Genomic DNA, 26,382 nt, shown 5'->3' with positions numbered 1-26,382 from the left:
CCATCGTGATCGCCGCCGTCAGCGTCGTCTTGCCATGGTCAACGTGACCAATCGTGCCGATGTTGACGTGCGGCTTCGTACGCTCAAACTTTGCCTTGCCCATAGGGCCTCTCCTTTGTTCTGAACTTGAGGGACCCGATTAGGAGCCCGAGACTTCCTGAATGATCTTCTGTGCTTCAGCGCGCGGCACTTCGTCATAGTGATCGAAGAGCATCGTGAACTGAGCGCGGCCTTGCGACATGCCCCGCAGCGTGGACACGTATCCGAACATGTTCACCAGCGGCACCATCGCCGTGATGGCAGTGGCGTTACCGCGGGCTTCGGAGCCCTGGATCTGGCCGCGACGGGAGTTCAGGTCACCGATCACGTCGCCCATATAGTCTTCTGGCGTCACGACTTCGACCTTCATGATCGGCTCCATCAGGCGCGGATCGCCCTTCCCTTTCAACTCGCGGAACGCGCCGCGGGCTGCGATCTCGAACGCCAGCACGCTGGAGTCGACATCGTGGAAGGCGCCGTCAACGAGACGGGCCCGGAAATCGGTGACCGGATAACCGGCAAGCAGGCCGTTTTCCTTGGCCATTTCGAGGCCCTTCTGGACGCCCGGGATGTATTCCTTCGGAACGGCGCCGCCGACGATCGCGCTTTCGAACACGAAGCCCGAACCCGCTTCCAGCGGCTCGAACTGCAGCTTGATGCGCGCGAACTGGCCGGTGCCGCCGGACTGTTTCTTGTGCGTGAAGTCGATCTCGGCCGCGCGGCCGATCTTCTCACGGTAAGCCACCTGAGGCTGGCCGATATTGGCTTCGACCTTGAACTCGCGGCGCAGGCGGTCGATCAGGATGTCGAGGTGAAGCTCGCCCATGCCTTTCATGATCGTCTGGCCCGACTCGAAGTCGGTTTCGACGCGGAAGGACGGGTCTTCAGCCGCCAGGCGCTGCAGGCCGACCGACATCTTCTCCTGGTCAGCCTTGGATTTCGGCTCGACAGCGATCTCGATCACAGGATCGGGGAAGGTCATGGTTTCGAGGACGACCGGCTTGTTCGGATCGCAGACCGTATCACCGGTCGTGGTTTCCTTGAGGCCGGCGAGCGCCACGATGTCGCCAGCGAAGGCTTCCGTGATCTCATCCTGCTTGTTGGCGTGCATCATCACCATGCGGCCGACGCGCTCGCGTTTGCCTTTGGTCGAGTTGAGGAAGGCGTCGCCTTTCGACAGCGTACCCGAATAGATCCGCGTAAAGGTGAGTGTGCCCATGTAGGGGTCGTTCATGATCTTGAACGCAAGGCCCGAGAAAGGCTGCGCGTCATCGGCAGACCGCTCGATATTGCGGGTCTCGGTCTCGTCGCCCGGGGCAAAGCCCTTGTAAGCCGGCACGTCGAGCGGGCTCGGCAGGAAGTCTACAACTGCGTTCAGCATCGGCTGGACGCCCTTGTTCTTGAACGCGGAGCCGCACAGCACCGGCACGAAGGACAGGGTCAGCACGCCCTTGCGGATCAGCTTGCGCAGCGTCTCCACGTCCGGCTCCTTGCCTTCCAGATAGCCTTCCATCGCCGCATCGTCCATTTCGACGGCGACTTCGATCAGCTTGGCGCGCCATTCTTCGGCCTGCGCCTTCAGGCTGTCACGGATTTCGCGCAGCTCCCAGGTCGCTCCGAGGTCTTCGCCGGCCCATACCCATTCTTTCATGGTGATCAGGTCAACGTGGCCTTCGAGGTGGTTTTCCGCGCCGATCGGGATCTGGATCGGAGCCGGCGTGGCGCCGGTGCGCGACTTGATCATCGCGACGCAGTTGAAGAAGTCGGCGCCGATCTTGTCCATCTTGTTGACGAACACGATGCGCGGAACTTTGTAGCGGTCGGCCTGGCGCCACACCGTCTCTGTCTGCGGCTCGACACCGGCGTTCGCATCCAGCACGCACACCGCGCCATCGAGCACGGCAAGCGAACGCTCGACCTCGATGGTGAAATCGACGTGTCCGGGCGTGTCGATGATGTTGAAGCGGAATTTCGGCGACTGGGCCGTGGTGCCGTCTTCGGTGCGTTCCCAGAAGGTGGTCGTGGCAGCGGACGTGATCGTGATGCCGCGCTCCTGCTCCTGGACCATCCAGTCCATGGTCGCCGCGCCGTCATGCACTTCGCCGATCTTGTGCGACTTGCCGGTGTAGTAAAGGATACGCTCGGTGGTCGTCGTCTTGCCGGCATCAATGTGGGCCATGATGCCGAAGTTCCGGTATCGCTCCAGCGGGTATTCGCGGGCCATGTGGGTTCAACCTTCGTGTTCAGTGTTCCGGGAAGAGGTGGGCGTCTCGCCCGGGCGAGTTACCTCTTCCGCCCGGACTGGTGATGCTGGTTACCAGCGATAGTGTGCGAACGCCTTGTTGGCGTCTGCCATACGGTGCGTGTCTTCGCGCTTCTTGACGGCGTTGCCGCGGCCTTGCGAAGCATCCATCAGCTCGCCGGCAAGGCGCTCACGCATGGTGTTCTCGTTGCGGCCCGAAGCGGCAGCGGCCAGCCAGCGGATAGCGAGAGCCTGACGGCGCTCGGTGCGGACTTCGACCGGAACCTGGTAGGTGGCACCGCCAACGCGGCGCGAACGCACTTCGACGGAAGGCGCAACGGCTTCGAGGGCGTTGTGGAAGACCTCGATCGGGTTCTTCTTCGAACGGGTTTCGACCAGCTCAAACGCGCCATAGACGATACGTTCGGCGACCGACTTTTTGCCGTCGCGCATGATCTGGTTCATGAACTTGGTGACGACGATGTCCTTGAACTTGGGATCCGGCAGGACTTCGCGCTTCTCGGCCTGGTGACGACGGGACATGAGACTCTGGTCCTCTTATTTCGGTTTCTTCGCGCCGTAATGCGAGCGGCGCTGTTTACGGTTCTTGACGGGCTGGGTGTCCAGGGCGCCGCGCACGATGTGGTAGCGCACGCCCGGAAGGTCTTTCACGCGGCCGCCGCGGATAAGCACAACGGAGTGCTCCTGCAGGTTGTGGCCCTCGCCGGGGATGTAGCAGAGCGATTCAAATCCGGACGTCATGCGCACCTTCGCGACTTTCCGAAGCGCCGAGTTCGGCTTCTTCGGTGTCGTCGTGTAGACGCGGGTGCAGACGCCGCGGCGCTGCGGGCAGGCTTTCAGGGCGGGCGTCTTGGTACGCGTGCGCTTCGGCTCGCGCGGATTGCGGATCAGCTGCTGGATCGTGGGCATTCGGGCCTACTGTCTCTCGTGCGTTGTGGCCCGGGGGCCGAGAATGAATACAATCCCGAAGGCCTGAAGTGGCATCCGGGACGGCGGGAATTTGGGGGTCAGATTGTCCGGTGCATTTCTGCGGGCCGGGGCGGCTGGCGGGCGCCGGGCCCGTTTACCTCTCTGACGATTGGGCGGCGTGTAGACTCGCGCGCGCGGCGCGTCAAGGGCGCCGGGCTGCTAACTGAGGGCCGGAATCGCGCTTCAGAAGGGTAAAATACCGCCCCAGCTGCGGAAACACATCCAGGCGATCAGCCCGATCGCCGCGAGGGCGCACCCTCCCCCGATCAGATCACTCCTGGAAAGCTTCATGCCGGGCCCGTCCCAAAATGAAAAAGCCTGCCAGAACTGGCAGGCTTTTCCGATGGGTTCAAGACCTCTCCGGGCCTCAGGCGCCGGTCTTATCCGGGGCCGGCAGGCCGGTCAGCTCGAGGGTTTCCTCGGCCTTGGCCATGGCGGCGGCGCGCTTCGCCTTCAGCTTCGCATCGCGTTCGGCCGCAACCCGGCGGAACTGACGGATACCGCCACCGGTGCCCGCAGGGATCAGGCGGCCGACGATGACGTTTTCCTTCAGGCCTTCGAGCGTGTCGACCTTGCCCTGGACGGCCGCTTCGGTCAGCACGCGGGTCGTTTCCTGGAACGAGGCGGCCGAGATGAAGCTCTTCGTCTGCAGCGAGGCTTTGGTGATGCCGAGCAGGAGCGGCGTTGCGGTTGCTTCCACCTGGTCCTTCTTGCGCGACCGGCGGACGGCCTCGTTGGCTTCCTCGAACTCGCCCACATCGATGTGCTCGCCGACGATGAACGGCGTGTCACCGCCATCGACGATCTCGACCTTCTGCAGCATCTGGCGAACGATCACCTCAATGTGCTTGTCGTTGATCGGCACGCCCTGCAGACGGTAGACCTTCTGCACTTCGTCGATCAGGTAGTTGGCGAGGGCTTCCACACCGAGCGTCGACAGGATGTCCTGCGGGGCGGGGTTGCCGTCCATCAGGAATTCGCCGCGCTTGATGATGTCGCCATCCTGAACCGCAAGGTGCTTGCCCTTCGGCACGAGATAGTCGACCGGCGCCCTGCCCTCCTCGAGCGGAACGATGGTGACCTTGCGCTTGTTCTTGTAGTCGCGGCCGTATTCGACGCGGCCATCGACTTCGGCGATGATCGCGTGGTCCTTCGGACGGCGGGCTTCGAAGAGTTCGGCCACGCGCGGCAGACCGCCCGTGATGTCCTTCGTCTTGGCGCCGCCAGTGGTGATACGGGCGAGCGTGTCGCCGGGTTCGATCTTGTCGCCGTCGGAGACAGAGAGGATCGCGCCGACCGACAGGATGTAGCTTGCGCTGGACCCGTTCGGCAGCTTCACCGGCTTGCCATCCTTGCCGATGATCTGGATCGCCGGCTTGAGGTCCGCCGACTTCGAGGTCGAGCGCGGGTCGACAACGACGCGGGCCGAGATGCCGGTGGCCTCGTCGGTTTCCTCGCGCACCGTCTGGCCTTCGACCAGATCGACGAAGCGGGCTTCACCGGCGACTTCCGAAACGATCGGCTGCGCGAAGGGATCCCAGTCAGCGAGCAGCAGACCCGGCGCGACCTTCGCGCCGTCCTTGACCATCAGGCGTGTGCCATAGGCCGGGCGGAACGACTGGCGCGTGCGGCCTTCGGCATCGACGATCTCGACCTGCATGCGGCGGCCCACGACGATGATCGTCTTGTCCTTGCGGGTGACGAATTCGCCGTCCACGAACCGGACGGTGCCTTCGAAGCTGGCTTCCAGCGAGGACTGGTCAGCCACCTGCGCGGCGCCTCCGATGTGGAACGTCCGCATCGTGAGCTGGGTGCCCGGCTCGCCGATCGACTGGGCCGCGATGACACCGACGGCTTCGCCGCGGTTGACGATCGTGCCACGCGCGAGGTCGCGGCCGTAGCACTGGACACAGATACCGTTCTTGGCTTCGCAGGTGAGCGCCGAGCGCACCTTCACATGATCGATGCCGGCCGCTTCAATCGCGCCCGCCACGTCTTCATCGATATAGGTGTTCGCGGTGACAACCAGCTTGCCATCAACGCCCTTGAGGTCCTCTGCCGTGACACGGCCGAGGATGCGCTCGAACAGCGAGACGACGACATCGGCGCCTTCCATGACGGCCGAGATGTCGATGCCCTTCTCGGTGCCGCAATCATCTTCGTTGATGATGCAGTCCTGGGCGACGTCGACGAGACGGCGGGTGAGGTAGCCGGAGTTGGCGGTCTTGAGAGCCGTATCGGCAAGGCCCTTACGGGCACCGTGGGTCGAGTTGAAGTACTCGAGAACGGTGAGGCCTTCCTTGAAGTTCGAGATGATCGGCGTCTCGATGATCTCGCCCGACGGCTTGGCCATGAGGCCGCGCATACCGGCGAGCTGTTTCATCTGGTTCTTCGAACCGCGGGCGCCGGAATCGGCCATCATGTAGATCGAGTTGACCTGGGACTTGCGGTCGCCCTTGGCGTCCTGAGCCTTCGAGGCCGACTCCATCATCGCGTCTGCCACCTTGTCGGTACAAGTCGACCAGGCATCAACAACCTTGTTGTACTTCTCGCCACGCGTGATGAGGCCATCCGCATACTGACGTTCGTACTCAGCCACCTGCTCCTTGGTCGCATCAACCAGTTTCTTCTTCGCTTCCGGAATGACCATGTCATCCTTGCCGAAGGAAATGCCGGCCTTGCAGGCTTCCTTGAAGCCGAGTTCCATGATCTTGTCGCAGAAGATGACCGTCGCCTTCTGACCGCACAGGCGGTAGACCTCGTCAATGATCTTGCCGATGGCCTTCTTGGTGAGAACCGTGTTGACGAGTTCGGGACCGATGCCCTGCTCGCGCGGAAGGATGTTTGCCACCATGAAGCGGCCCGGCGTCGTGTCGATGATGTAGCGGCGCGGTTTGCCGTCTGCATCGATACCGTCATACATCGCCTTGATCTTCGAGTGCATCGAGATCAGTCCGGCATCCAGCGCGTGCTCCATTTCGGCGAGATCGGCGAAGGCCATCCCCTCACCCGGCTCACCACGGCGGTCCAGCGACAGATAGTAGAGGCCGAGGATGATGTCCTGCGACGGAACGATGATCGGCTTGCCGTTAGCGGGCGAAAGGATGTTGTTGGTCGACATCATCAGCACGCGTGCTTCCAACTGCGCTTCAAGCGACAGCGGAACGTGTACGGCCATCTGGTCACCGTCAAAATCCGCGTTGAACGCGGCGCAGACGAGCGGGTGCAGCTGGATGGCCTTGCCCTCGATCAGTTTCGGCTCGAACGCCTGGATGCCGAGACGGTGCAGCGTCGGTGCGCGGTTCAGGAGAACCGGGTGCTCACGGATGACCTCGTCGAGGATATCCCAGACTTCCGGCTTCTCTTTTTCCACGAGCTTCTTCGCGGCCTTCACCGTGCCGGCGAGGCCTTTCGCGTCGAGGCGCGCATAGATGAACGGCTTGAACAGTTCGAGCGCCATCTTCTTCGGCAGGCCGCACTCGTGCAGCTTGAGGTTCGGGCCGACCACGATGACCGACCGGCCGGAATAGTCGACGCGCTTGCCGAGCAGGTTCTGGCGGAAGCGGCCCTGCTTGCCTTTCAGCATGTCGGAGATCGACTTCAGCGGGCGCTTGTTGGTGCCCGTGATCGTGCGGCCGCGGCGGCCGTTGTCGAACAGCGCATCCACCGATTCCTGCAGCATACGCTTTTCGTTACGGATGATGATGTCCGGCGCGCGAAGCTCCATCAGCCGTTTCAGGCGGTTGTTCCGGTTGATCACACGGCGGTAGAGGTCGTTGAGGTCAGACGTCGCGAAACGGCCGCCATCCAGCGGGACAAGCGGGCGCAGGTCCGGCGGGATCACCGGGACAACTGTCAGGATCATCCATTCCGGCTTCGCCTTCGACTGCAGGAAGGACTCGACCACTTTCAGGCGCTTCGAGGCTTTCTTGGTCTTCAGTTCCGAGTTCGACTCCTTCAGGTCCTCGCGCAGCTGCTCGGCGAGCACCGGCAGGTCGAGGGCTTTAAGGATTTCGCGGATCGCTTCGGCGCCGATCATGGCAGTGAACGCGTCTTCCCCGAGACGGTCCTGCGCATCCATGTATTCTTCTTCGGTCAGCAGCTGCTTCGGCTCAAGCTCGGTGAGGCCCGGCTCGATGACAACATAGCTTTCGAAGTAGAGCACGCGCTCCACGTCTTTCAGCGGCATGTCGACCAGCGTCGCGATCCGGGACGGCAGCGACTTCAGGAACCAGATGTGCGCAACCGGCGCGGCAAGATCGATATGGCCCATGCGCTCGCGGCGGACGCGGGCGAGGGTGACTTCCACGCCGCACTTCTCGCAGACGATGCCGCGATACTTGATGCGCTTGTACTTGCCGCAAAGGCACTCATAGTCCTTCGTCGGGCCGAAGATCCGTGCACAGAACAGGCCGTCGCGCTCCGGCTTGAACGTGCGGTAGTTGATCGTTTCGGGCTTCTTGATTTCACCAGACGACCATGAGCGGATCTTCTCCGGGCTCGCGATCGAAATACGGATCGCCTCGAAAGTCGGGGCGGGCGTATTCTGGTTGAACATGTTGGCGACGTCCTGGCGCATCGGGGTCTGCTCCTTGGGGTGGGCGTTGAGGGGCGCATTGCCCCCTGCCCTGAAAAATTCCGTATAGGGCTTGTCCCGCCAGCGGCGCACTGCCGCTGGCGGAACTGGATTTCAATCGACGCTTATTCGGCGGCCACCGGCGTTTCCTCGCCGGCCTCCAGACCACCTTCCTCGATCAGCTCCACGTTGAGGCCGAGCGAGCGCATCTCCTTGACGAGCACGTTGAAGCTCTCGGGGATGCCGGCTTCGAACGTGTCGTCGCCTCGAACGATGGCCTCGTAGACCTTGGCGCGGCCGGCCGTGTCGTCCGACTTCACCGTCAGCATTTCCTGCAGGGTGTAGGCGGCGCCGTAGGCTTCGAGCGCCCAGACCTCCATCTCGCCGAAGCGCTGGCCACCGAACTGGGCCTTGCCGCCCAGCGGTTGCTGCGTGACGAGCGAGTACGGGCCGGTCGAACGGGCGTGGATCTTCTCGTCCACCAGGTGGTGGAGCTTGAGGAGATATTTGTAGCCCACCGTGACCGGGCGCGTGAACGCAACACCGGTGCGGCCGTCGAACAGGCGAACCTGGCCCGACGTGTCGAGACCGGCGCGGGTCAAGAGGTCGTTGATGTCCTCTTCGCGCGCACCGTCAAACACCGGGGTCGCAATCGGCACGCCGTTGCGCAGGTTCGAGGCGAGTTCGACGAGTTCAGCGTCGTCCTCCGGCAGCTCTTGGTCCTTGCCATAGGCCGTCACGAGCGCCTTCTTCAGGCCCTTCGCGTCATGCTTCTGGTGGAACTCGTCGAGCGCCTTGTCGATGATCCGGCCAAGACCGCGGCAGGCCCAGCCTGTGTGCGTCTCGAGGATCTGACCGACGTTCATCCGCGACGGCACGCCGAGCGGGTTGAGCACGATGTCGACCGGGGTGCCGTCCTCGAGGAACGGCATGTCTTCGCTCGGGTTGATCTTCGAGATCACACCCTTGTTGCCGTGACGGCCGGCCATCTTGTCGCCCGGCTGCAGCTTGCGCTTCACGGCCAGGAAGACCTTCACGACCTTCATCACGCCCGGAGGCAGGTCATCGCCGCGCTGCACCTTCTCGACCTTATCGTCGAAGCGGGCTTCGAGCTCGCGGATCGAGGCATCGAACTGCTCGCGCAGGGCTTTCAACTCGGCCTGGGCCTTCTCGGACTTCAGCTCGATATCCCACCATTGTTTCTCGGTGAGTTCGTCAAGGGCGCCGGCCGTGATGCGGCCCGGCTTGAAGCCTTTCGGGCCGGCAGCGGCTTCCTTGCCGGTCAGCAAGTCGCGCAGACGCGCATAGGTGTTGCGCTCGAGGATCGACTGTTCGTCTTCCTTGTCTTCCTGCAGCTGTTCGATCTGCTCACGCTCGATCTGCAGCGCGCGCTGGTCCTTGTCGATGCCGTGGCGGTTGAAGATGCGGACATCTACAACCGTACCGGAATCGCCCGGCGGCACGCGCAGCGAGGTGTCGCGCACGTCAGAGGCTTTTTCGCCGAAGATGGCGCGCAGGAGTTTCTCCTCCGGCGTCATCGGGCTTTCGCCCTTCGGCGTGACCTTGCCGACAAGGATGTCGCCGGCTTTGACTTCGGCGCCGACGGCCACGATGCCCGCTTCGTCGAGGTTGCGTAGGGCTTCCTCACCGACGTTAGGAATGTCGCGGGTGATCTCTTCCGGGCCGAGCTTGGTGTCACGGGCGGCGACTTCGAATTCCTCGATGTGGATCGAGGTGAACACGTCGTCTTTCACGATGCGCTCGGAGATCAGGATCGAGTCTTCGAAGTTGTAGCCATTCCACGGCATGAACGCGACGAGCACGTTGCGGCCGAGCGCCAGTTCGCCGAGATCCGTGGACGGACCATCCGCGATGATGTCATGCTTGGCCACCGTGTCGCCGACCTTCACGATCGGGCGCTGGTTGATGCACGAGTTCTGGTTCGAGCGGCGGAACTTGGCGAGGCGGTAGATGTCGACGCCCGACTTCGAGCCTTCCAGCTCGTCCGTCGCGCGCACAACGATCCGCATCGCGTCGACCTGCTCGACCACCCCTGCCCGGCGGGCAACGATGGCGGCGCGGCTGTCGCGGGCTACGACCGCTTCCATGCCGGTGCCGACGAACGGCGCTTCCGACTGGATCAGCGGCACAGCCTGGCGCTGCATGTTCGAGCCCATGAGCGCGCGGTTGGCGTCGTCATTCTCGAGATACGGGATCAGCGAGGCAGCCACAGAGACGACCTGCTTGGGCGAGACGTCCATGTATTGGACTTCTTCCCGGGCAACCATCGTGGCTTCGCCGGCGACGCGGGCATTGACGAACTCGTTCACAAGCTCGCCCTTCGCCGTCACGGCTGCGTTGGCCTGAGCGATCTTGTAGATCGACTCTTCCATGGCCGACAGATAGACGACTTCGCTCGTCAGCTTGCCCTTCACGACCTTCCGGTACGGGCTCTCGATGAAACCGTACTTGTTGACGCGGGCATGCGTGGCCAGCGAGTTGATCAGGCCGATGTTCGGGCCTTCCGGTGTCTCGATCGGGCAGATACGGCCATAGTGCGTCGGGTGCACATCGCGCACCTCGAAGCCGGCGCGTTCGCGCGTCAGACCGCCCGGGCCAAGAGCCGACAGGCGGCGCTTGTGGGTGATCTCGGAGAGCGGGTTGGTCTGGTCCATGAACTGCGACAGCTGCGAGGAGCCGAAGAATTCACGCACAGCGGCCACAACCGGTTTCGCGTTGATCAGGTCGTGCGGCATCACGGTGTCGATATCGACCGCGCCCATACGTTCCTTGATTGCACGCTCCATGCGCACGAGACCGATGCGGTAGTTGTTTTCCATCAGCTCGCCGACCGAGCGGACGCGGCGGTTGCCGAGGTTGTCGATGTCGTCGACTTCACCCTTGCCGTCCTTCAGGTCGAGGATGACCTTCATGACGCCGATGATGTCGTCGTTGCGCAGCACGCGCATGTCGTCCGGGGCGGACTCGTACTCGCGCACGGCCACCGAGAGACGCATGTTCATCTTCACGCGGCCGACGGCCGAGAGATCATAGCGCTCCTGGTCGAAGAAGAGCTGGCCGAACAGGGCTTCGGCGGCTTCCTGCGTCGGCGGCTCGCCGGGGCGCATGACGCGGTAGATGTCGGAGAGCGCTTCGAAGCGGTTCTCGTTCTTGTCGGCCTTCAGCGTGTTGCGCAGCCACGGGCCGCGGCCTGCAGCGTCGATGTCGAGGACTTCGATCGTCTTCACGCCATAGTCGCGGATTTCAGCGATGTTCGCTTCTTCCAGCGCATCGCCGGCCTCGCCGAAAATCTCGCCGGTTTCCATGTTGACGACGTCGCGGGCGAGGAACTTGCCGACGAGGGCTTCCGACGGAACGAGGATTTCGTCCGTGCCGCCTTCTGCGATGCGTTTCGCTTTCAGCGCCGTGATCTTCTTGCCGGCTTCGGCGACAACCTTCTTCGACTTTGCGTCGACGAGGTCGAAGTCTGGCTTCACGCCGCGCCAGGCATCAGCGCGGAAGCTCGTGATCCAGCCTTTCTTGTCCATCCGGTAGATGGAGTGCGTGTAGAACTGGTCGAGGATCTGCTCGGTCGTGTAGCCAAGTGCGTACAGGATCGTCGTCGCCGGCAGCTTGCGCTTGCGGTCGATCCGGATGTTCAGGATGTCTTTCGCGTCGAACTCGAAGTCGAGCCACGAGCCGCGATAGGGAATGATGCGGGCGGCAAACAGCAGCTTGCCGGAAGCATGCGTCTTGCCCTTGTCATGGTCGAAGAACACGCCCGGCGAGCGGTGCATCTGCGAGACGATCACGCGCTCGGTGCCGTTGACCACAAAGGTGCCCTTCTCGGTCATCAGCGGGATGTCACCGAGATAGCACTCCTGCTCTTTCACTTCCTTGACAGAGCGGGCGCCGGTTTCTTCATCGACATCGAACACGACGAGTTGCAGGCGCACTTTCAGCGGCGCCTGGAAGGTCAGGTCGCGCTGCATGCACTCTTCAACATCGAACTTCGGCTGTTCGAATTCGTAGGAGACATATTCAAGGGTGGCGCGCTCGGAAAAATCCGTGATCGGGAAAACCGACTTGAAGACACCGCCGAGACCATCATCCGTGCGCTTTTCGCGCGGAGTGTTCATCTGCAGGAAGGCTTCGTAGCTTTCGCGCTGGACCTCGATCAGGTTTGGCATTTCGATGGCTTCGGGAATTCGGCCGAAGTTTTTGCGGATACGTTTCTTTTCCGTGAAGGAGAGTGCCATCCCAAGTTCCCAATTTTGCGGCGCCGCCTGCGGGAGCGGAACACCGGAGTTTTAAACGCGAGCACGCGGCGGCCTCCGGAGGAAACCGCCGCGCGTGAACTTTACAGGGGCAGCGCCTCGCGCGAACGCCGCCCGGCAAGTCGCCCGAAGGCGATTACTTCAGGTCGACCTTCGCGCCAGCGGCTTCGAATTTCTTCTTCATCGCTTCTGCATCGGCCTTTGCAACGCCTTCCTTGACGGTCTTCGGGGCGCCTTCGACGAGGTCTTTGGCTTCCTTCAGGCCGAGCGACGGAACGACTTCGCGGACCAGTTTGATGACTTCGATTTTCTTCGCGCCGCCATCGGTGAGAACGACGTCGAATTCGGTCTTCTCTTCAACAGCTGCGGCCGGAGCAGCACCGCCGCCGACGGCAGCAACAGCCACCGGAGCAGCAGCAGAGACGCCCCACTTTTCTTCGAGCAGTTTCGCGAGCTCAGCGGCTTCCAGAACGGTCAGGGCCGAGAGATCTTCGACAATCTTTTCAAGATTTGCCATGGTTTTGATTCCTGTTTGGTTCGGTTGTTAAGGTCTTGGTGTTGCGAAAACGGGTGTCTTATGCGGCGTCTTTCGACGCATAGGCCGACACCACGCGGGCAAGTTGCGACGCCGGAGCCTGGATGACGCCAGCAACCTTCGTTGCCGGAGCCTGCAGGAGGCCGATGAGCTTGCCACGCAGTTGATCAAGGGACGGCAGTTTCGCGAGGGCTTCGACGCCTTTGGCATCGAGGACCTGCTCACCCATCACGGCGCCGATGATGACGAGTTTCGAGTTTTCCCTCGAGAACTCGTCAGCCGCTTTCGCAGCCGACACCGGATCCGGCGAGTAGGCGATCGCCACAGGGCCCTGGAACAGGTCCTGCGCCTTATCGCCACCGACCCCGCCCAGCGCGATTTTCGCGAGGCGGTTCTTGACCACTTTGAAGTGCGCGCCGTCCTTGCGGAGCAGGCCACGCAGCTTCGTCATTTCCGCCACGGTAAGACCGGTATAGTGGGTCACGACGACCACGCCCGCCCCTTCGAAAACCCCTTTGAGGTTCTCGAGAGCCGCGCTTTTTCCAGCTTTATCCATTGCGGGTCTCCATTGAGGCGCCCGGACCATCCGGCCGCCCTAGGTGTTCGCCTTCCGCCTTGCGGCTTCCAGCGCCTGCCCAGGGATTGGCCTGCCCGGCCAGCCTTTCCCGGAAAATTCCAGGAAATTCCGAACCGTATCTACGCCTCACCCCGTCTGCATAGGTGGCCTCGCGGCCCTTGGCATTTTCGTGAGAAAATGGCCTATGGTCTGTGACAGGAAACGGGAGTCCCCCGAATGCACATCGGAGAACTCCCGTCAAGCGGCGGGCATTAACGGTTTTTCCACCGGGCCGCAAGCCCTGATCGGCATTTTTCTTAAGGCAGAAAAAACCCGGCCTGCCGAAGCGGGAGGCCGGGCCTTTTTCGAAGACCTGCGGGGGCCGAAGCCCGGCAGGTCAGGCTTTCGCTTCGTTCAGGTCGATCTGGACGCCGCCGCCCATGGTGGACGAGAGCGAGATCTTGCGGATGAAGGTGCCCTTCGCGCCCGACGGACGGGCCTTGGCGAGGGCCGACAGGAAGGCCGTGACGTTCTTTTCGATGTCGGCTTCCGAGAAGGAGGCCTTGCCGATGCCGGCGTGGACGATGCCCGCCTTCTCGACCTTGAACTCGATGGCGCCGCCCTTGGCATCCTTGATCGCCTGAACGACGTTCGGGGTCACGGTGCCGACTTTCGGGTTAGGCATCAGGCCGCGCGGGCCCAGAACCTTACCGAGACGGCCGACGAGGCCCATCATGTCCGGCGTGGCGATGACGCGGTCGAAATCCATGAAGCCGCCATTGACCTTTTCGAACAGGTCATCGGCGCCGACGATTTCTGCGCCGGCGGCGCGGGCTTCGTCAGCTTTCTTGTCCTTGGCGAACACGGCGACGCGGACATTCTTGCCCGTGCCGGCCGGCAGGCTGACCACGCTGCGGACCTGCTGGTCGGCATATTTCGGGTCAACGCCGAGGTTCACGGCGATCTCGATCGACTCGTCGAACTTGGCTTTCGCGTTCGATTTCACGAGCTTGACGGCTTCCGGGATCGAATAGGTTTTCGTCCGGTCGATGGTCTGCTCGATGGCGCGGGTGCGTTTTCCTTTAGCCATGGTGATCAGTCCTCCACACGAAGGCCCATCGCGCGGGCAGAGCCGGCGATGATCTTGGCTGCAGCGTCGATGTCGTTGGCGTTCAGGTCGGCCATCTTGACCTTCGCGATCTCGCGGACCTGGTCCATGGTCACCTTGCCGGTCGACTCATGCCCCGGTTTCTTGGCGCCCGAGGCCGGTTTCTTGCCGAGTTTCAGGCCAGCGGCCTTCTTCAGCAGCACCGAAGCCGGCGGCGTCTTGGTGACAAAGGTGAACGACTTGTCCTGATAGTATTCGATCACGACCGGGATCGGCAGACCCGGCTCGAGGTTCTGGGTGCGTGCGTTGAACGCCTTGCAGAATTCCATGATGTTGATACCACGCTGGCCCAGGGCCGGGCCGACGGGCGGTGCGGGAGCGGCCTTGCCGGCCGGAATCTGGAGCTTGATCTGCCCCAGCAGTTTCTTAGCCATCTTGTCCTCACAACTTGGCGATGGGGCGGTGGTCTTTCGATCCGCCCGGTTGAAATAGAGGTTCCGCGGTACGGCTGGCGCCTCCCGCAGAAGTGGCGCGTATGGCTGAAAGCCCCTTCCCGGTCAAGCGCGCACATGAAAAAGCCCGGACGGGCGGGCCATCCGGGCTTCCTGGGGTGAAAGCGTAAAGCCCTAGATCAGGGCATAGCCGCGCGCGTTGATATAGGTGCGCAGTTCCTCGGCCCGGCGCAGCGGGTCGGGGTGGGTGGACATGAATTCCGGCGGGCGCTGGCCCTTGGACTGGGCGTCCATCAGCTCCCACAGCCGCACGGACTGTTTCACGTCATAGCCGGCCTGGTGCATGTAATCGACGCCGAGCTTGTCGGCCTGCAGCTCATGCCGGCGGCTGTAAGGCAGGATCACACCGAACTGCAGTGCCGCGCCGCCGAGCGCGCCGATGGCGGTGCCATACTTCGACAGCTCCTCGGACGAGGCGACGGCAATCTGCCCGGCCATCAGGCCGACCTGCGCCGCCGTCGAGACCGACATCCGCTCTGCCGCATGCTTGCCGACAACGTGACCGGTCTCGTGGCCCAGCACCGAGGAAATCTGGTCGTCATTCTCAGTCAGTTCGGTGATACCGCGGTACACGCCGACCCGGTTGCCCGGCATGACGAAGGCGTTGACATCGTCGGTGTCGAACACGGCGACATCCCACTGATCGTTCGGGTTCACATGGCCGGTCTTGGCCGCGCCCTTGATCGTGCGGTCCCAGATACCGAGCACGCGGTTCTTCAGCCCCGTGTTCGACGTCTGCGGTGTCTGCGCTTTCATGTCGGTCCAGGCGGTGGCCGCCATGCTGGCAATCTGGTCATCACCGAACAGCAGGAACTGGCTCTCGCCAGTGGCGAGGTTGGTGCTGCATCCCGTGACGAACGGGAACACGCTGCCCGCCGCGAGGCCCATGATGATGCCCCGGCGGGAAAGCCGCACGCGCGGCGCATTCGCCAGCAGCGCGCCGTCAAAGGTTTCGCCCAACGTGAATGGTTCGGACATGACACCTGTCTCCTGTAACCGGGTGAAGCGGAATCCTACCGCCTGCACTCCAAAATGCAAACGGGCCTTCCGGTCATGGCGCTATCGTGAAGCGGCGGGTGTGAACCCGTCCTGAATGCGTCAGGCGTCAGCTGCTTCGCCGGCGAGCACACGAGCCTGCTCCACCCAGCCTTCGCGGGTGATGCGGCCGGTAGAACTCAGATAGTCATCTACCCAGGCGATATTCTCCGGTGTCCAGTCAGCAATCTGCTCGAAATGGAAGATGCCGAGATCGTGCAGCAGTTCCTGGATCTTCGGACCGATGCCGCCGATCAGCGTCAGGTCGTCGGCTTTCTCGGTGAAGGGCTTTTCCAGCTGCGCCGGACGCACGCGCGCCGTGCCATTGGCAACTTCCTCGGCCTCTGCCGCCTCGTCTGCCGCTTCGAGCTGACCGAGAATCGCTTCGGCGGCCGATTTCGGCGCCGGTTCGGCATCGGCGGCATCCTCGCCCTCGACTGCGGCTTCCTCATCGCCTTCGAAATAGGCGAGCTTGCCTTCCAGGAAACGCACCCGCCAGCGCAGACGCGCCAGTTCTTCCTCCACGGGCGAAGCCGGGTCCGCTGCCGGCGCAGGCGCCGCCTCGACCTGTTGCGGCGCGGGCGCTGCGATCCGGGGCGCTGCCGACAGTTCGGTCTCCCGCGCCTCGACCCGGGTGCGCAGGTATTTCACTTCCCATTCGAGCTTCGCCGTATCGACAGCGGGCGCTGCAGGCGCTTCGACTATGGCCACGGGCGCGGGCGCAGCCAGCACGCTTTGCGCCTTTGCAAGCTCGGATTCGAGGTGCGCCAAACGGCTCTCGAGATGCCGGTTGCGCCAGGCCAGAGACTCTTCGCTTTCACCGGCTTTCGCCGCAAGCGCTGCTGGTGCGGCCGCCGCGCCGGCACTTGCCGAGGCTTTCAGCGCTTCGATCTCTGCCGACTTGCGCGCGAGTTCCGCGGTCAGCGATTCCACTTTCCGCGTCAGGATCGGATCTGCCACCGGCGCTGCGGACGCCGCATCGCCATTCTGCAGCTTGCGGATCTGGGCAAACAGCTTCTCGACTTCATCCTTCGTATTGCCGAGTTCGACCTTGACCATATCGCGCTCGACCATCGCCTGACGCATCTTGCCGGACAGCAGCATGCCGCGGATCGACCATCCAAGGAGCAGCGCGACGGCGCTCGCCGAAACGGCAACGATCCACATATGTGTCATCAGCCAGGTCATCGTCCGCTTCGCTCCCGTACGTTGATTTTCAGAGGCGGCACTGTCGCGCGCTCTGCCTGTGTGTCCATACCCTCCCCCGCCTCGACGGGGCCATAGCTGAATGCAGCAATACTGGGGCGTGGCGCACCGCTGCGCGCCAGAAATTCCGCGACCTGCGCCGCCTGTGCTTCGCTGATCTCGTCGCTCGCTGCCACGAGTTCGAGGTCCGCGCCCGGCCCGCAGCGTTTCGCGGCCTCCGCCAGCGCATCCAGCGCCGGGCCGCTCGACCGGTCAAACCCTGCTCCAGCGCGGCTGAACTTCAACCGGTCTGCCGCCAGCGCCTCATTGAGGGCGGTTTCGCAAGCCTCGCGGCTGCTCGCACCCATTCCGCCAACATAAACCCGCTCGGCCGCGATCACATACCGCCAGCGCCCCGCACTGCGCGCCATATCCTCATTCAGGAAGAACAGCGTGCTGGGCGATGCGCTCCCTTCGAAGGTGAACCCGTTGATGGCCGGATCAAATGTCATCGTGCCGGATGAAAAGCCGGCGAGGTGGACGAGCCCTGCCCTCGCGCCCGCCGTCCAGCCTTCTGAAGGCGAACCGGCGACCGTCATCTCATCCATTACGTCGCCTTCAAAGGCCTGCCGCGCCGCTGCCATCAGCGACCGGCGCTCCGCCTCGGAGGGCACTGCGCCTGACAGGATGAGCGCGCTGTCCCGGATCGTCGCAGACCAGAGCGGATTGCCCCGGATCAATGCCGCCCCGCGGAAGGGCGCCGCGACCCCGCTCACCGCTGCCGTCAGGCGCGCGCGCACGGCATCGTCCGGCGCTTCGCCCTTCACGGTCAGGTTCAAATCCGACAGCACTGCGCTGCCCGCGCTCAGCTCGGCGGCCTGCGTGATCGCAAAGCGGGCAACGCCCTGCCAGTTGCCACCGGGTGCGCCCGGCGCGGTTACCATCCTGTCCTCAACCGGTCCGCGCGCCAGCGCCTGCGCTTCCAGCATCAGGGTTTCCCGCACCGCCTTGGAAGGCACATGCCCGGTGAGGATGAACCCGCCCGCCTCCGTGCGCGTGGCTGACCAGACATAGGGGCGCACCGGCTCTGCCGGCTTCACCCGCGTTTCCACCTGCGCCACACCGCCCAGCAGGATGCCGCCCGGCCCGCTGCTGCGCAGCACGATGCGTGCGGCTTCCTCCACCGCATCGGGCGATGGCGCCGCGCCGGTCAGGATCGCTTTCTGGCCGTTCATTTCAGCCCGCGCCCAGTCGATGCCGGCCCGCTGCAAGGCGGTGTTGGCGGCTGTTTCGAGGCGGGCTTCCAGCGCCGCGGCGCTTTGGGGGGATTGGTAGAGTCCCCACCAGAGGATAAAGGGCAACGCAAGAAGCGAAACGAGGCCCAACAGGTAGTCGAGCAGGCGTATCACGTCTTCGACCCTCCTATCCCTCTGTTCAACAGCTTCTGGGATGCCCTAACCATCCTTCTACAGCAAGACAGGCGCCACAGGCCACCAGATCGATGACCACCCCACCGGAACTGCTCACCAGCCCGTCCAACCCGCTGATCAAGGCGCTGAAAAGCCTTGAGCGGAAGAAGGAACGTGCCGAAACGGGCCTGTTCCTGGCCGAGGGCGCGCGCATCGTCGGGGAAGGCCTCGCCCGCGGCTGGCAGGCCGAGACGGTCGTGATCGCCGCAGACATGGCAGACCGCCCGCAGATCGCCGCACTCGCCCGTGAGGCGAGTAAATCAGGCGCGCGGGTCGTGATGGCGCCGGAACGGCTGATGTCGAAGATCACCCAGAAGGACAACGCCCAGTCGGTCGTCGCCGCCTTCCGCCAGCGCCATCTCGCGCCTGCCGACCTCACCCTGCCCAAGGATAGGGCAGCGCTCTACATCGCCCTCTACGAAGTGCGCGACCCCGGCAATCTCGGCACCATCCTGCGCACCGCCGACTGCGCCGGTGCCAGCGGCGTGATCCTCCTCGGCACCTGCTGCGACCCCTATTCTTTCGAAGCCGTGCGCGCCTCGATGGGCTCGATCTTCGACGTGCCCTTCGCCGCCGCCGATTTCGCGGCCTTCGACACATGGCGTAAATCCAAGGGCCTCAGTCTCACCGCCGCTAGCGTCAACGGCACCCTCCGCCATGACGCCGCGCCGTTTGGGCGCCCGTCCATCATCCTGATGGGCAACGAACAGGCCGGCCTTCCCGCAGATGTCGAGGCGGCCTGCGACCAGCTCACGCTCATCCCCATGCGCGGCGGCGCCGATAGCCTGAACCTCGCCCAGGCCACCGCCATCATGATCTACGAAGCCTGGCGTCAGCGGGGCTATGCCTGATGCAGACCGAAACCCGCCTGCTGATCGCCGATGACTGGGAAGACTACGCCCTGCTTGACTCGGGCCATCTGCAAAAGCTTGAGCGCTTCGGCAGCCAGACCGTCATCCGCCCAGACCCGCAAGCCTTCTGGGAACCTGCCCGTCCGGTGCAGAACTGGAAAGCCGATGCGCGCTTCGTCACCAAGGCACAGGATGAAGACGGCGCCGGCAGTTGGGAAATCCTCTCCCCGCGCGCTGCCGAAAGCTGGCCGATGCGCTGGAACGGCCTCACCTTCACGGCGCGCCGAACCGCCTTTCGCCATATGGGCGTGTTCCAGGAACATTCCGTACACTGGAGATTCGCGCAGGAGCAGATTCGCGCCGCGCGCCGCCCGATCAAGGTGCTGAACCTGTTCGGCTATACCGGCATGATGTCGCTCGCCTGCGCAGCCGCCGGCGCCGAGGTCGTGCATCTCGATGCGAGCCCGAAATCCAATGGCTATGGCAAGGACAACCAGTCCCTCTCCGGTCTCGACGACCGCACCATCCGCTGGATCGCTGACGATGCGATGAAATTCGTCGCCCGCGAAATCCGCCGCGGATCAAAGTATGACGCCATCGTCCTCGACCCGCCGAAATTCGGGCGCGGCCCGAAGAACGAAACCTGGCGCTTCGAGGAAAACCTGCCCGAACTGCTGGACGGCCTGCGGGATCTGCTGAGCGGCCAGCCCCTCTTCGTCATCACCACGGCCTATGCCGTGCGCCTTTCCTACCTCGCCCTCGCGCAGGCCGTCGGCGACCGCCTCGCGCCTTTCGGCGGCGTCATGGAGCAAGGCGAGATGGCCCTGCCCCAGCAAGGCTCGGCCCGCCTCTTACCTACGGCGCTGTATGCCCGGTGGCGGGCGGGATGAGTTCGCTTCGTGAGTAGAACGTAAAAGAAAACGGCGACCCCTAAGGACCGCCGTCTCTGTTTCTGGTGTCCGGCCGGATTGCTCCGGCCGGCAATTGATCAGAAGCGGAGCTTCAGACCGACGAAGGCCGAGCGGCCAACGACGTCGTAGAGCGACGGATCTGTGTTCGCCTGAACGTTCGGCGAGTAAAGGCGCGGCTCCTGGTCGAGCAGGTTGTTGACACCTGCGCGCAGGGAGATGTTGTCCGTCAGGGCATAGGTGCCGTTCAGGTCAAGGTACCAGGTCGACTGGACGCCCGTGTTGGTGACAGGGCTGCCGCCCGTCACGGTGTTGCCGTGGACCATGTCCTGAATGTAGCGCGTGGCCAGGTTCAGGGACAGATCGTCAACCGTGTAGTTCGTGTTCAGAGTGAAGCGCCACTCCGGAACAGACGAACCGGTGCCCGAGCCGATGGTGCCAACGAAGTCATACACCGGGTCAGCCGGCGACACTTTCGTTTGCGTCTCGTACTTCTCGATCCAGGTCGCAACCAGGTTCCAGTTCAGCGAACCGATGTCTGCACCCAGGTCGGCGAGGTCAATACCCCAACGTGCCGTGATGTCGACGCCCGAGGTCCTCAGCCACTGGTCGTTGTTGTTCAGCTGGTTCAGGTTGACGACACCGCCGTCGTTCTGATCACGCGTGAACAGTTGGCACCACGGGTTGCTTGCCGAGTAGGTCGGGTTTGCATTGTCGCGGTTGAAGCAGCGCTGAACAATCGTAGCAGCACCGAACGCACCGATCTGCTTCTCGAGTTCGATCGACCAGTAGTCAACAGTCATGCCGAGGCTCTCGGCAAACGAACCGCCTGTGAAGGGCGAGCTTGCCACGAAGCCGATGGTGTAGGACTTCGACTCTTCCGGCGACAGGTTCGGGTTACCACCGACGATACCGCGGGCCTGGCCGAAGGGCTGCGAGTAAGCCACGCCGCCGGCGACTGCCGATTGCGCTGCACACAGAGCCTGAACCTGCGCACCATTTGCACCGTTACGGCCAAACAGTGGGTTGGTGGCGTTGGCACCGGTCGTGTTGCACGGATCCTGACCGGTGAAGGTCGGGAAGTTGTTCACGGCCGGGGCAAACAGTTCAGCGATGCTCGGCGAGCGGATAGCCGCCTGATAACCACCGCGGATGCGGAAGTTGTCGTTGACTTTCCAGTCACCGTTGAGTTTCCAGGCATCCGACGAACCGGAACGGTTGTTGTCGGTGACCCGGAAGCCAGCGGTCAGGCTGAGTTCCTCAACCAGCGGGAGGTCTTTCAGGACCGGGATCAGCGCCTCGGTATAGGCGTCGTACCAGTCGAGATAGCCTCTCGTCGGCAGCTGCTCGTTGAAACCAGCGACCTGGCCGGGCTGCAGGCCCGAGTCAGGCTGGAAGTCGAAGTTCAGCTCACGGTACTGCAGACCGAAGGCCGTCTGCACCGGGCCTGCCGGAAGCGTGAACAGTTCGCCCTGGATCGTGGCTTCGATGATCTTCTGCTCGATCTCGGTCAGGTTCTTGGCCTTCAGCGAGATATAGTTCTGGCAGGCCTGGCTGATCGGAACATTCCCGAACAGGTTCAGACCACCTGCGCAGATCGATGCGCCGCCATCGGCCGCATCAAGCAGTTGCTCAACGCGCGGCAGACGGACGTTGCCGGACTGGATCTCGTTCAGGGTCGAACGGCCCTGCGAGAAGTAGACATCGTAGGTCCAGGTGTCAGTTCCGGCGAGGGCGCCATCGACGCCGCCCGTGAACTGCCACACGTCATGCGTGGTGCTGCCGACGCGGCCGCCAAGCGCATTGAAACGCTTGTTCAGCACAAAGTCGGCACCCGGCGTCGTGCGGGTCGCGAGAAGAGCCGCCAGCTGGGCCGGAATAAACGGGTTGGTCACCGGGACGGTGAAGCCGTTCGCCGGGGTCGGCGCGAGTTCCTGCTCGGCATTGTAGTTCGTGAACTGGAACTGCGAGTAGACACGGATGTTCTCGTTCAGCTCATAGTCAACGGCTGCGAACGCGTTCCAGCGGTTGAGCGGCAGGATCAGGTTGTTGTCCGGTTCGAAATTGTAGGAGAACTGATCCGGGAAGAACTGGGTCGCGATAGCTGAATCCGGACCCGTATATCCGACCACGTTGCGGGCCGGGTTACCCAAAACACCTGTACAGAACAGGGTGCCGTCGGGGTTGAAGCCGAAACCAGCCGAGCCACCGTTATTGTTACACTGGTTGGCGCCAAAGATGCCGGCAACCGCACCAGCGGTCGGCTGGTTGGTGCCTGGCGACCAGGAGCCATCCGGGAAGGTACCGGTCAGGGCAGAAGCCTGAGCCGAGAACTCGCGGGCGCCTTTGCCCAGCACTTCACGGGTGAAGTAGTTGAACGACAGGACCGCGTTACCACGATCATCAGCAAAGTTGCTGCCCATCGTGATGCCCGAGCCCCACTCGACGGCATCGCCGTTCTCAATGGCTGCGCGGTACTGCGAGTCGATTTCGACGCCTTCGAAGTCCTTGCGGAGGATGAAGTTGGCAACACCGGCCACAGCGTCAGCGCCGTAGGTCGAGGCGGCACCGCCCGTGATGATCTCGACGCGCTCGACGAGCGCCGACGGGATCGTGTTGATGTCGACCGTACCACCGGCAAACGACGGCATGCCGCGGCGGCCGTCGAGCAGGACGAGGTTGCGGCCTGAACCGAGACCGCGAAGGTCGATAACGGCGCGACCATTCGAGCTCGGGTTGTTCGACTGGGACGACAGGCTCGGCGTGATTTGCGGCAGCGTGTTGAGGTATTGCTCAACCGTCGTGAAGCCGGACTCGAGCATCGCATCCTGGCCGACCGTGAGGATCGGGCTTTCAGCGACTTCGTCACGGCGCGCGATGCGCGAACCCGTGACAGTGATTTTCTGCTGGCGTGCTTCCGAATCTGCCGATTCAGTCACGGCGACGACAGCATCGTCTTCCTGGGCAACGGCCGCCATCGGGCTCGCAGCCGCAAGCATGGCGCCTGCAAACAGCGAGGTCGAAAGCAGACGCTTTTTCCACAGTGGTTCTGTCAAGATACCCTCCAAAAAATAAGTGCGCGACATCCACGCGCAAAACGCTCCGCACCCCAAAAGGGGTGTTGGGCCCGACTCCCCGGACCTTAACGGGGAGTAATGAGGCCTGAGGCGGCACAGTCAATCAAGAGTCCGACAAACTTCCGACAAATTCCCGCTAGTGTGACTATTTCGCTTCACGTCGCTGCAAATTTGACCCCTGATTGAGCGTTGAGGCGCTTTCACTTTGTGGTCCGGCGGGCCAGAATGGGCAAAAATCTGCGCCATTGAGAGCTTGCGAGGAAGAAAGATGAAAACTGGCAATCGTATCCTGTGCCTGGTGATTGCGCTGGGAACCGCCGGCGCGGCACACGCCGATCCCTCGAAAGCCCCGACGGAAAACGTCTATGCCTGTGTGTCGATTTCCGAGGATTCCGCGAGGCTCGCCTGCTTTGACGCGGCTGTCGCCGAACTCCGGACCAAGGAACAGTCCGGACAGATCCAGACCATTGATGTCGCCCAGATCAAGGAAATCGAGAAGGAAGCATTCGGCTTCTCGATGCCGAGCCTGCCTGCACTCTTCAACCGGTCGTCTTCCTCGGCACAGGCCGCTCCGAACGCCGAATCCATCGAAGAAATCACCGCCGCCGTGAAATCCGCCCGCATTCAGGGCGTCACAGGCCGCGCCATTGTCGTGCTCGAAAACGGGCAGACCTGGGAACAGATCGACACGACCAAGCTCAATGCCATGAACCTGCGCAAGGCCACGCAGGCCTCCGTCCGCAAGGCTGCCCTTGGCAGCTTCATGATGAAGGTTGATGGCAGCAAGGCCTTCCGGGTCAAACGCGTCAGCTGACCGTCCTGCATCTCGCAGATTTGTGCCGCCTCTTGCCTTGACGCTGCACTGCAATACGTCAAAACATTATCGAATATCAGAAAAGGAGAGTGTCCGATGCGGACAGCGCGCTTCTGGAAATTCATGTGTGCGACAGCGCTCGCTGGCACCCTCGCCCAGATCACCCAGGCAGACCCAATCCCGATCGAGGACCTTGCCCGCCTTCCGGCGATGTCATCCGTCACGGTGTCCACAGACGGCAAGACAATGGCCGCGCTGATCGGCCCGACGACGGGCAATGACAAGGACCGCGCCGTCATCGCCGCCTGGGACCTGACGGACCTGTCGAAACCGCCTGTCATTGCTGCTCCGGACGGCAAGGAGTCGGAGTTCATCCAGGTCATGGCTCTCAAGGATGGCAAGCTGCAGGTCGCCGTGCGCCAGCCTTTCACCGGCCGCCTCTCCGGCTGTGCAGAAGGCAACGCGGTCGGCACCACACGCACCTGGAGCGTCAAGGCCCTGCTCACCGACACGACCTTCAAGAAGTTCGACGAACCCTTCATCAGCCTCGGCAGCACCCGCGGCATCGGCAAATCCACCGAAGACTGTATCCGCATCACCGCGCGTGGCTCCGTCGCCAGCCGCATGCCCCAGGACCCCGAGAATGTGCTGATCTCGCGCGTCGGCTCCGATTTCCGGTCGGAGCTCGGACTGCTGAATGTCCGCACGCAGGTCTTCACGCCTGTGTTCAAGAACTCCCGCGATGCTGGTGCCGGCTACATCGATACGGCCGACGGCGAAGTGATGAGCACGTCCGGCTCCGACGAGAAGCGCAACACGTTCGAACAGTTCACGCAGCTCAAGGCGACCAAGGGCGGCGCGTTCGAGGAGCACCCTTCCCTGACCGTGGACATCGTGAAACGCCAGGAAATGGCCGTTGTTCACCGCGACCGCGAGACGGGTCTCTATTATGTCGTCACCAACAAGTTCGCCGACAAGAAAGAGATCTACACCTACGATCCGGTCGCGAAGAAATTCAGCGAAACGCCGGTCTTCTCCAATCCCGAGTTTGATGCCGCGTCGGTCGTCGTGTCGTCCTCGCCGGCTGATTTCGGAAAGATCCTCGGTTATTCCTACGATGCCGATGTCACACGCTATGAGTGGCTCGATGCCGAGTATGGCGGCATTGTCCTTGGTCTCGAGCAGCAGCTGAATGCAGAAACCGTAGACATCATCTACCGTTCGCCGGACTACAGCCTGATCGTCTTCAGCGCCTCCGGCTCAAACATGCCGGCGCGCTATTACATCCTGCGCGACCGCTCGAGCCTCGAACTCCTCGGCGCCGAGCGCCCGTGGATCAACACGGAAGATCTCTCCCAAACCGGCCTCGTCTACTATCAGGCCCGCGACGGCCGCAACCTGCCGGCCCTGTTCACGCCCCGTCAGGGCTGGAAAGCTGGCGAGGCGCCCGGCAAGGCCGTTGTCCTGCCGCACGGCGGACCTTGGGCCCGCGACTTCGGCGGCTGGGATATGTCCGGCTGGGTGCCCTTCCTCACCTCGCGCGGCTATTCCGTGCTGCAACCGCAGTATCGCGGCTCTGTCGGCTGGGGCCTTGATCTGTGGACCGCCGGCGACAGCCAGTTCGGATATCTCGCGCAGGACGACAAGGATGACGGCGCCGCTTGGCTTGTCTCCCAGGGCTATGCCGCGCCGGACAAGATCGTGATGTTCGGGTACTCTTACGGGGGCTACGCCGCGATGGCGGCCGCGACCCGGAAGAACAGCCCTTATCAGTGCGCGATCGCCGGCGCGGGTTATGCCGAGTCCGCAAAGATCAATACCGGCTTCGACCGTACACGCTTCAACCGGATGTTCCTCAAGGGCCTCTCCGGCCGCGACGTGATCAAGGATGTGGCGAATGCGGAAATCCCGATCCTGATCTATCACGGCGACCGGGACGTGCGCGTGCCGGATACTTACGGCAAAGCCTTCTACAATGCGGTGCGCAAGCACACGACGGCGAAATACGTCAACATCCCGGACATGCCGCACTCCCTGCCCTGGACGCCGCAACAGCAGCGCCTGTCGCTCAAGGAAATCGAGAGCTTCCTCACCAACGAGTGCGGCCTGAAGTAAGCAGGCATCACCAATCCAAACAAAAGGCGCGCCCCGCGGCGCGCCTTTTTCTTTGTCCGTAGAAACATCCGCAGACGAACGGTCTGCGCGCCC

At 63.0% G+C, this 26,382-nt stretch carries 18 protein-coding genes; 4 read left to right on the top strand and 14 right to left on the bottom strand.

Annotated features, from left to right (window positions below; translation table 11 throughout):
* From ACK4TE_RS07185 to ACK4TE_RS07125, 13 genes are all read right to left on the bottom strand, one after another.
* On the bottom strand, window positions 1-103 hold a 103-nt coding region (locus ACK4TE_RS07185; RefSeq protein WP_409910815.1), incomplete at its 3' end, for a GTP-binding protein.
* A 36-nt stretch (window positions 104-139) separates the two neighbouring features.
* Window positions 140-2,263 carry an elongation factor G gene (gene fusA, locus ACK4TE_RS07180; protein WP_409910813.1) on the bottom strand — a complete coding sequence of 708 codons (2,124 nt, stop codon included), beginning with the start codon at window positions 2,261-2,263 and terminating at the stop codon, window positions 140-142.
* Between the two features lie 90 nt (window positions 2,264-2,353).
* Window positions 2,354-2,824 carry a 30S ribosomal protein S7 gene (rpsG, locus tag ACK4TE_RS07175; RefSeq protein WP_409910812.1) on the bottom strand — a complete coding sequence of 157 codons (471 nt, stop codon included), beginning with the start codon at window positions 2,822-2,824 and terminating at the stop codon, window positions 2,354-2,356.
* 15 nt (window positions 2,825-2,839) lie between these two features.
* Window positions 2,840-3,211 (bottom strand): 30S ribosomal protein S12, encoded by a 372-nt coding sequence (rpsL, locus tag ACK4TE_RS07170; RefSeq protein WP_011647831.1) that lies wholly within the window; start codon window positions 3,209-3,211, stop codon window positions 2,840-2,842.
* Between the two features lie 427 nt (window positions 3,212-3,638).
* Complete coding sequence (gene rpoC / locus ACK4TE_RS07165; RefSeq protein WP_409910811.1) at window positions 3,639-7,850, bottom strand: DNA-directed RNA polymerase subunit beta'; 4,212 nt, start codon at window positions 7,848-7,850, stop codon at window positions 3,639-3,641.
* Window positions 7,851-7,972: 122 nt separating this feature from the next.
* The gene (rpoB, locus tag ACK4TE_RS07160; RefSeq protein WP_409910810.1) at window positions 7,973-12,106 is read right to left on the bottom strand and encodes a DNA-directed RNA polymerase subunit beta; all 4,134 of its coding nucleotides are present in this window, start codon (window positions 12,104-12,106) and stop codon (window positions 7,973-7,975) included.
* Between the two features lie 154 nt (window positions 12,107-12,260).
* Window positions 12,261-12,641: a 50S ribosomal protein L7/L12 gene (rplL, locus tag ACK4TE_RS07155; protein ID WP_409910809.1), complete on the bottom strand. Its 381-nt coding sequence runs from the start codon at window positions 12,639-12,641 to the stop codon at window positions 12,261-12,263.
* 58 nt (window positions 12,642-12,699) lie between these two features.
* On the bottom strand, window positions 12,700-13,215 hold the full coding sequence (rplJ, locus tag ACK4TE_RS07150; RefSeq protein WP_409910808.1) for a 50S ribosomal protein L10: 516 nt from the start codon (window positions 13,213-13,215) through the stop codon (window positions 12,700-12,702).
* A 397-nt stretch (window positions 13,216-13,612) separates the two neighbouring features.
* Entirely contained in the window at window positions 13,613-14,305 is a 693-nt protein-coding gene (rplA, locus tag ACK4TE_RS07145; RefSeq protein ID WP_409910807.1) for a 50S ribosomal protein L1, read from the bottom strand.
* 5 nt (window positions 14,306-14,310) lie between these two features.
* Window positions 14,311-14,757, bottom strand: coding sequence for a 50S ribosomal protein L11 (gene rplK / locus ACK4TE_RS07140; protein ID WP_409910806.1), 447 nt, complete (start codon window positions 14,755-14,757; stop codon window positions 14,311-14,313).
* A gap of 192 nt (window positions 14,758-14,949) precedes the next feature.
* A complete protein-coding gene (locus ACK4TE_RS07135) occupies window positions 14,950-15,813 on the bottom strand; it encodes a M48 family metallopeptidase (RefSeq protein ID WP_409910805.1) in 864 nt (287 codons plus the stop codon).
* A gap of 120 nt (window positions 15,814-15,933) precedes the next feature.
* Window positions 15,934-17,058: a hypothetical protein gene (locus tag ACK4TE_RS07130; RefSeq protein ID WP_409910804.1), complete on the bottom strand. Its 1,125-nt coding sequence runs from the start codon at window positions 17,056-17,058 to the stop codon at window positions 15,934-15,936.
* Window positions 17,055-18,464 carry a hypothetical protein gene (locus ACK4TE_RS07125; protein WP_409910803.1) on the bottom strand — a complete coding sequence of 470 codons (1,410 nt, stop codon included), beginning with the start codon at window positions 18,462-18,464 and terminating at the stop codon, window positions 17,055-17,057. The genes ACK4TE_RS07130 and ACK4TE_RS07125 overlap by 4 nt, the downstream gene beginning before the upstream one ends.
* 92 nt (window positions 18,465-18,556) lie before the next feature.
* On the opposite strand from ACK4TE_RS07125, the gene ACK4TE_RS07120 reads away from it, so the two are divergent.
* Together ACK4TE_RS07120 and ACK4TE_RS07115 are read left to right on the top strand one after the other, a co-directional pair.
* On the top strand, window positions 18,557-19,375 hold the full coding sequence (locus ACK4TE_RS07120) for a TrmH family RNA methyltransferase (RefSeq protein ID WP_409910802.1): 819 nt from the start codon (window positions 18,557-18,559) through the stop codon (window positions 19,373-19,375).
* Window positions 19,375-20,265: a class I SAM-dependent methyltransferase gene (locus ACK4TE_RS07115; RefSeq protein WP_409910801.1), complete on the top strand. Its 891-nt coding sequence runs from the start codon at window positions 19,375-19,377 to the stop codon at window positions 20,263-20,265. Before ACK4TE_RS07120 ends, ACK4TE_RS07115 begins: the two co-directional genes overlap by 1 nt.
* A 98-nt stretch (window positions 20,266-20,363) precedes the next feature.
* On the opposite strand, the gene ACK4TE_RS07110 is transcribed toward ACK4TE_RS07115, so the two are convergent.
* Window positions 20,364-23,339, bottom strand: a complete 2,976-nt coding sequence (locus ACK4TE_RS07110; protein WP_409910800.1) for a TonB-dependent receptor domain-containing protein — start codon at window positions 23,337-23,339, stop codon at window positions 20,364-20,366.
* Between the two features lie 289 nt (window positions 23,340-23,628).
* Between ACK4TE_RS07110 and ACK4TE_RS07105 the strand changes: the two genes are divergently transcribed.
* A complete protein-coding gene (locus ACK4TE_RS07105; protein WP_409910799.1) occupies window positions 23,629-24,174 on the top strand; it encodes a hypothetical protein in 546 nt (181 codons plus the stop codon).
* Window positions 24,175-24,270: 96 nt separating this feature from the next.
* Entirely contained in the window at window positions 24,271-26,289 is a 2,019-nt protein-coding gene (locus ACK4TE_RS07100) for an alpha/beta hydrolase family protein (protein WP_409910798.1), read from the top strand.
* The last annotated feature ends 93 nt before the right edge of the window (window positions 26,290-26,382 follow it).

Origin of the sequence: Hyphomonas sp. (genome assembly GCF_046313975.1) — a bacterium.
In the GTDB taxonomy this organism is placed as follows: Bacteria; Pseudomonadota; Alphaproteobacteria; order Caulobacterales; family Hyphomonadaceae; genus Hyphomonas.
The sequence above is the reverse complement of the archived record's forward strand: the minus strand, read 5'-3'. Positions and strand labels throughout refer to the sequence as shown.

What these genes read in the sequence shown, in the direction of transcription:
- rplJ (WP_409910808.1), bottom strand. Translation starts at nt 13,215, where the DNA reads ATGGATAAAGCTGGAAAAAGCGCGGCTCTCGAGAACCTCAAAGGGGTT.
- ACK4TE_RS07130 (WP_409910804.1), bottom strand. Translation starts at nt 17,058, where the DNA reads ATGACCTGGCTGATGACACATATGTGGATCGTTGCCGTTTCGGCGAGC.
- ACK4TE_RS07115 (WP_409910801.1), top strand. Translation starts at nt 19,375, where the DNA reads ATGCAGACCGAAACCCGCCTGCTGATCGCCGATGACTGGGAAGACTAC.
- fusA (WP_409910813.1), bottom strand. Translation starts at nt 2,263, where the DNA reads ATGGCCCGCGAATACCCGCTGGAGCGATACCGGAACTTCGGCATCATG.
- rpsG (WP_409910812.1), bottom strand. Translation starts at nt 2,824, where the DNA reads ATGTCCCGTCGTCACCAGGCCGAGAAGCGCGAAGTCCTGCCGGATCCC.
- rplK (WP_409910806.1), bottom strand. Translation starts at nt 14,757, where the DNA reads ATGGCTAAGAAACTGCTGGGGCAGATCAAGCTCCAGATTCCGGCCGGC.
- ACK4TE_RS07135 (WP_409910805.1), bottom strand. Translation starts at nt 15,813, where the DNA reads ATGTCCGAACCATTCACGTTGGGCGAAACCTTTGACGGCGCGCTGCTG.
- ACK4TE_RS07105 (WP_409910799.1), top strand. Translation starts at nt 23,629, where the DNA reads ATGAAAACTGGCAATCGTATCCTGTGCCTGGTGATTGCGCTGGGAACC.
- ACK4TE_RS07120 (WP_409910802.1), top strand. Translation starts at nt 18,557, where the DNA reads ATGACCACCCCACCGGAACTGCTCACCAGCCCGTCCAACCCGCTGATC.
- rpoC (WP_409910811.1), bottom strand. Translation starts at nt 7,850, where the DNA reads ATGCGCCAGGACGTCGCCAACATGTTCAACCAGAATACGCCCGCCCCG.
- ACK4TE_RS07100 (WP_409910798.1), top strand. Translation starts at nt 24,271, where the DNA reads ATGCGGACAGCGCGCTTCTGGAAATTCATGTGTGCGACAGCGCTCGCT.
- rplA (WP_409910807.1), bottom strand. Translation starts at nt 14,305, where the DNA reads ATGGCTAAAGGAAAACGCACCCGCGCCATCGAGCAGACCATCGACCGG.
- rpsL (WP_011647831.1), bottom strand. Translation starts at nt 3,211, where the DNA reads ATGCCCACGATCCAGCAGCTGATCCGCAATCCGCGCGAGCCGAAGCGC.
- rplL (WP_409910809.1), bottom strand. Translation starts at nt 12,641, where the DNA reads ATGGCAAATCTTGAAAAGATTGTCGAAGATCTCTCGGCCCTGACCGTT.
- rpoB (WP_409910810.1), bottom strand. Translation starts at nt 12,106, where the DNA reads ATGGCACTCTCCTTCACGGAAAAGAAACGTATCCGCAAAAACTTCGGC.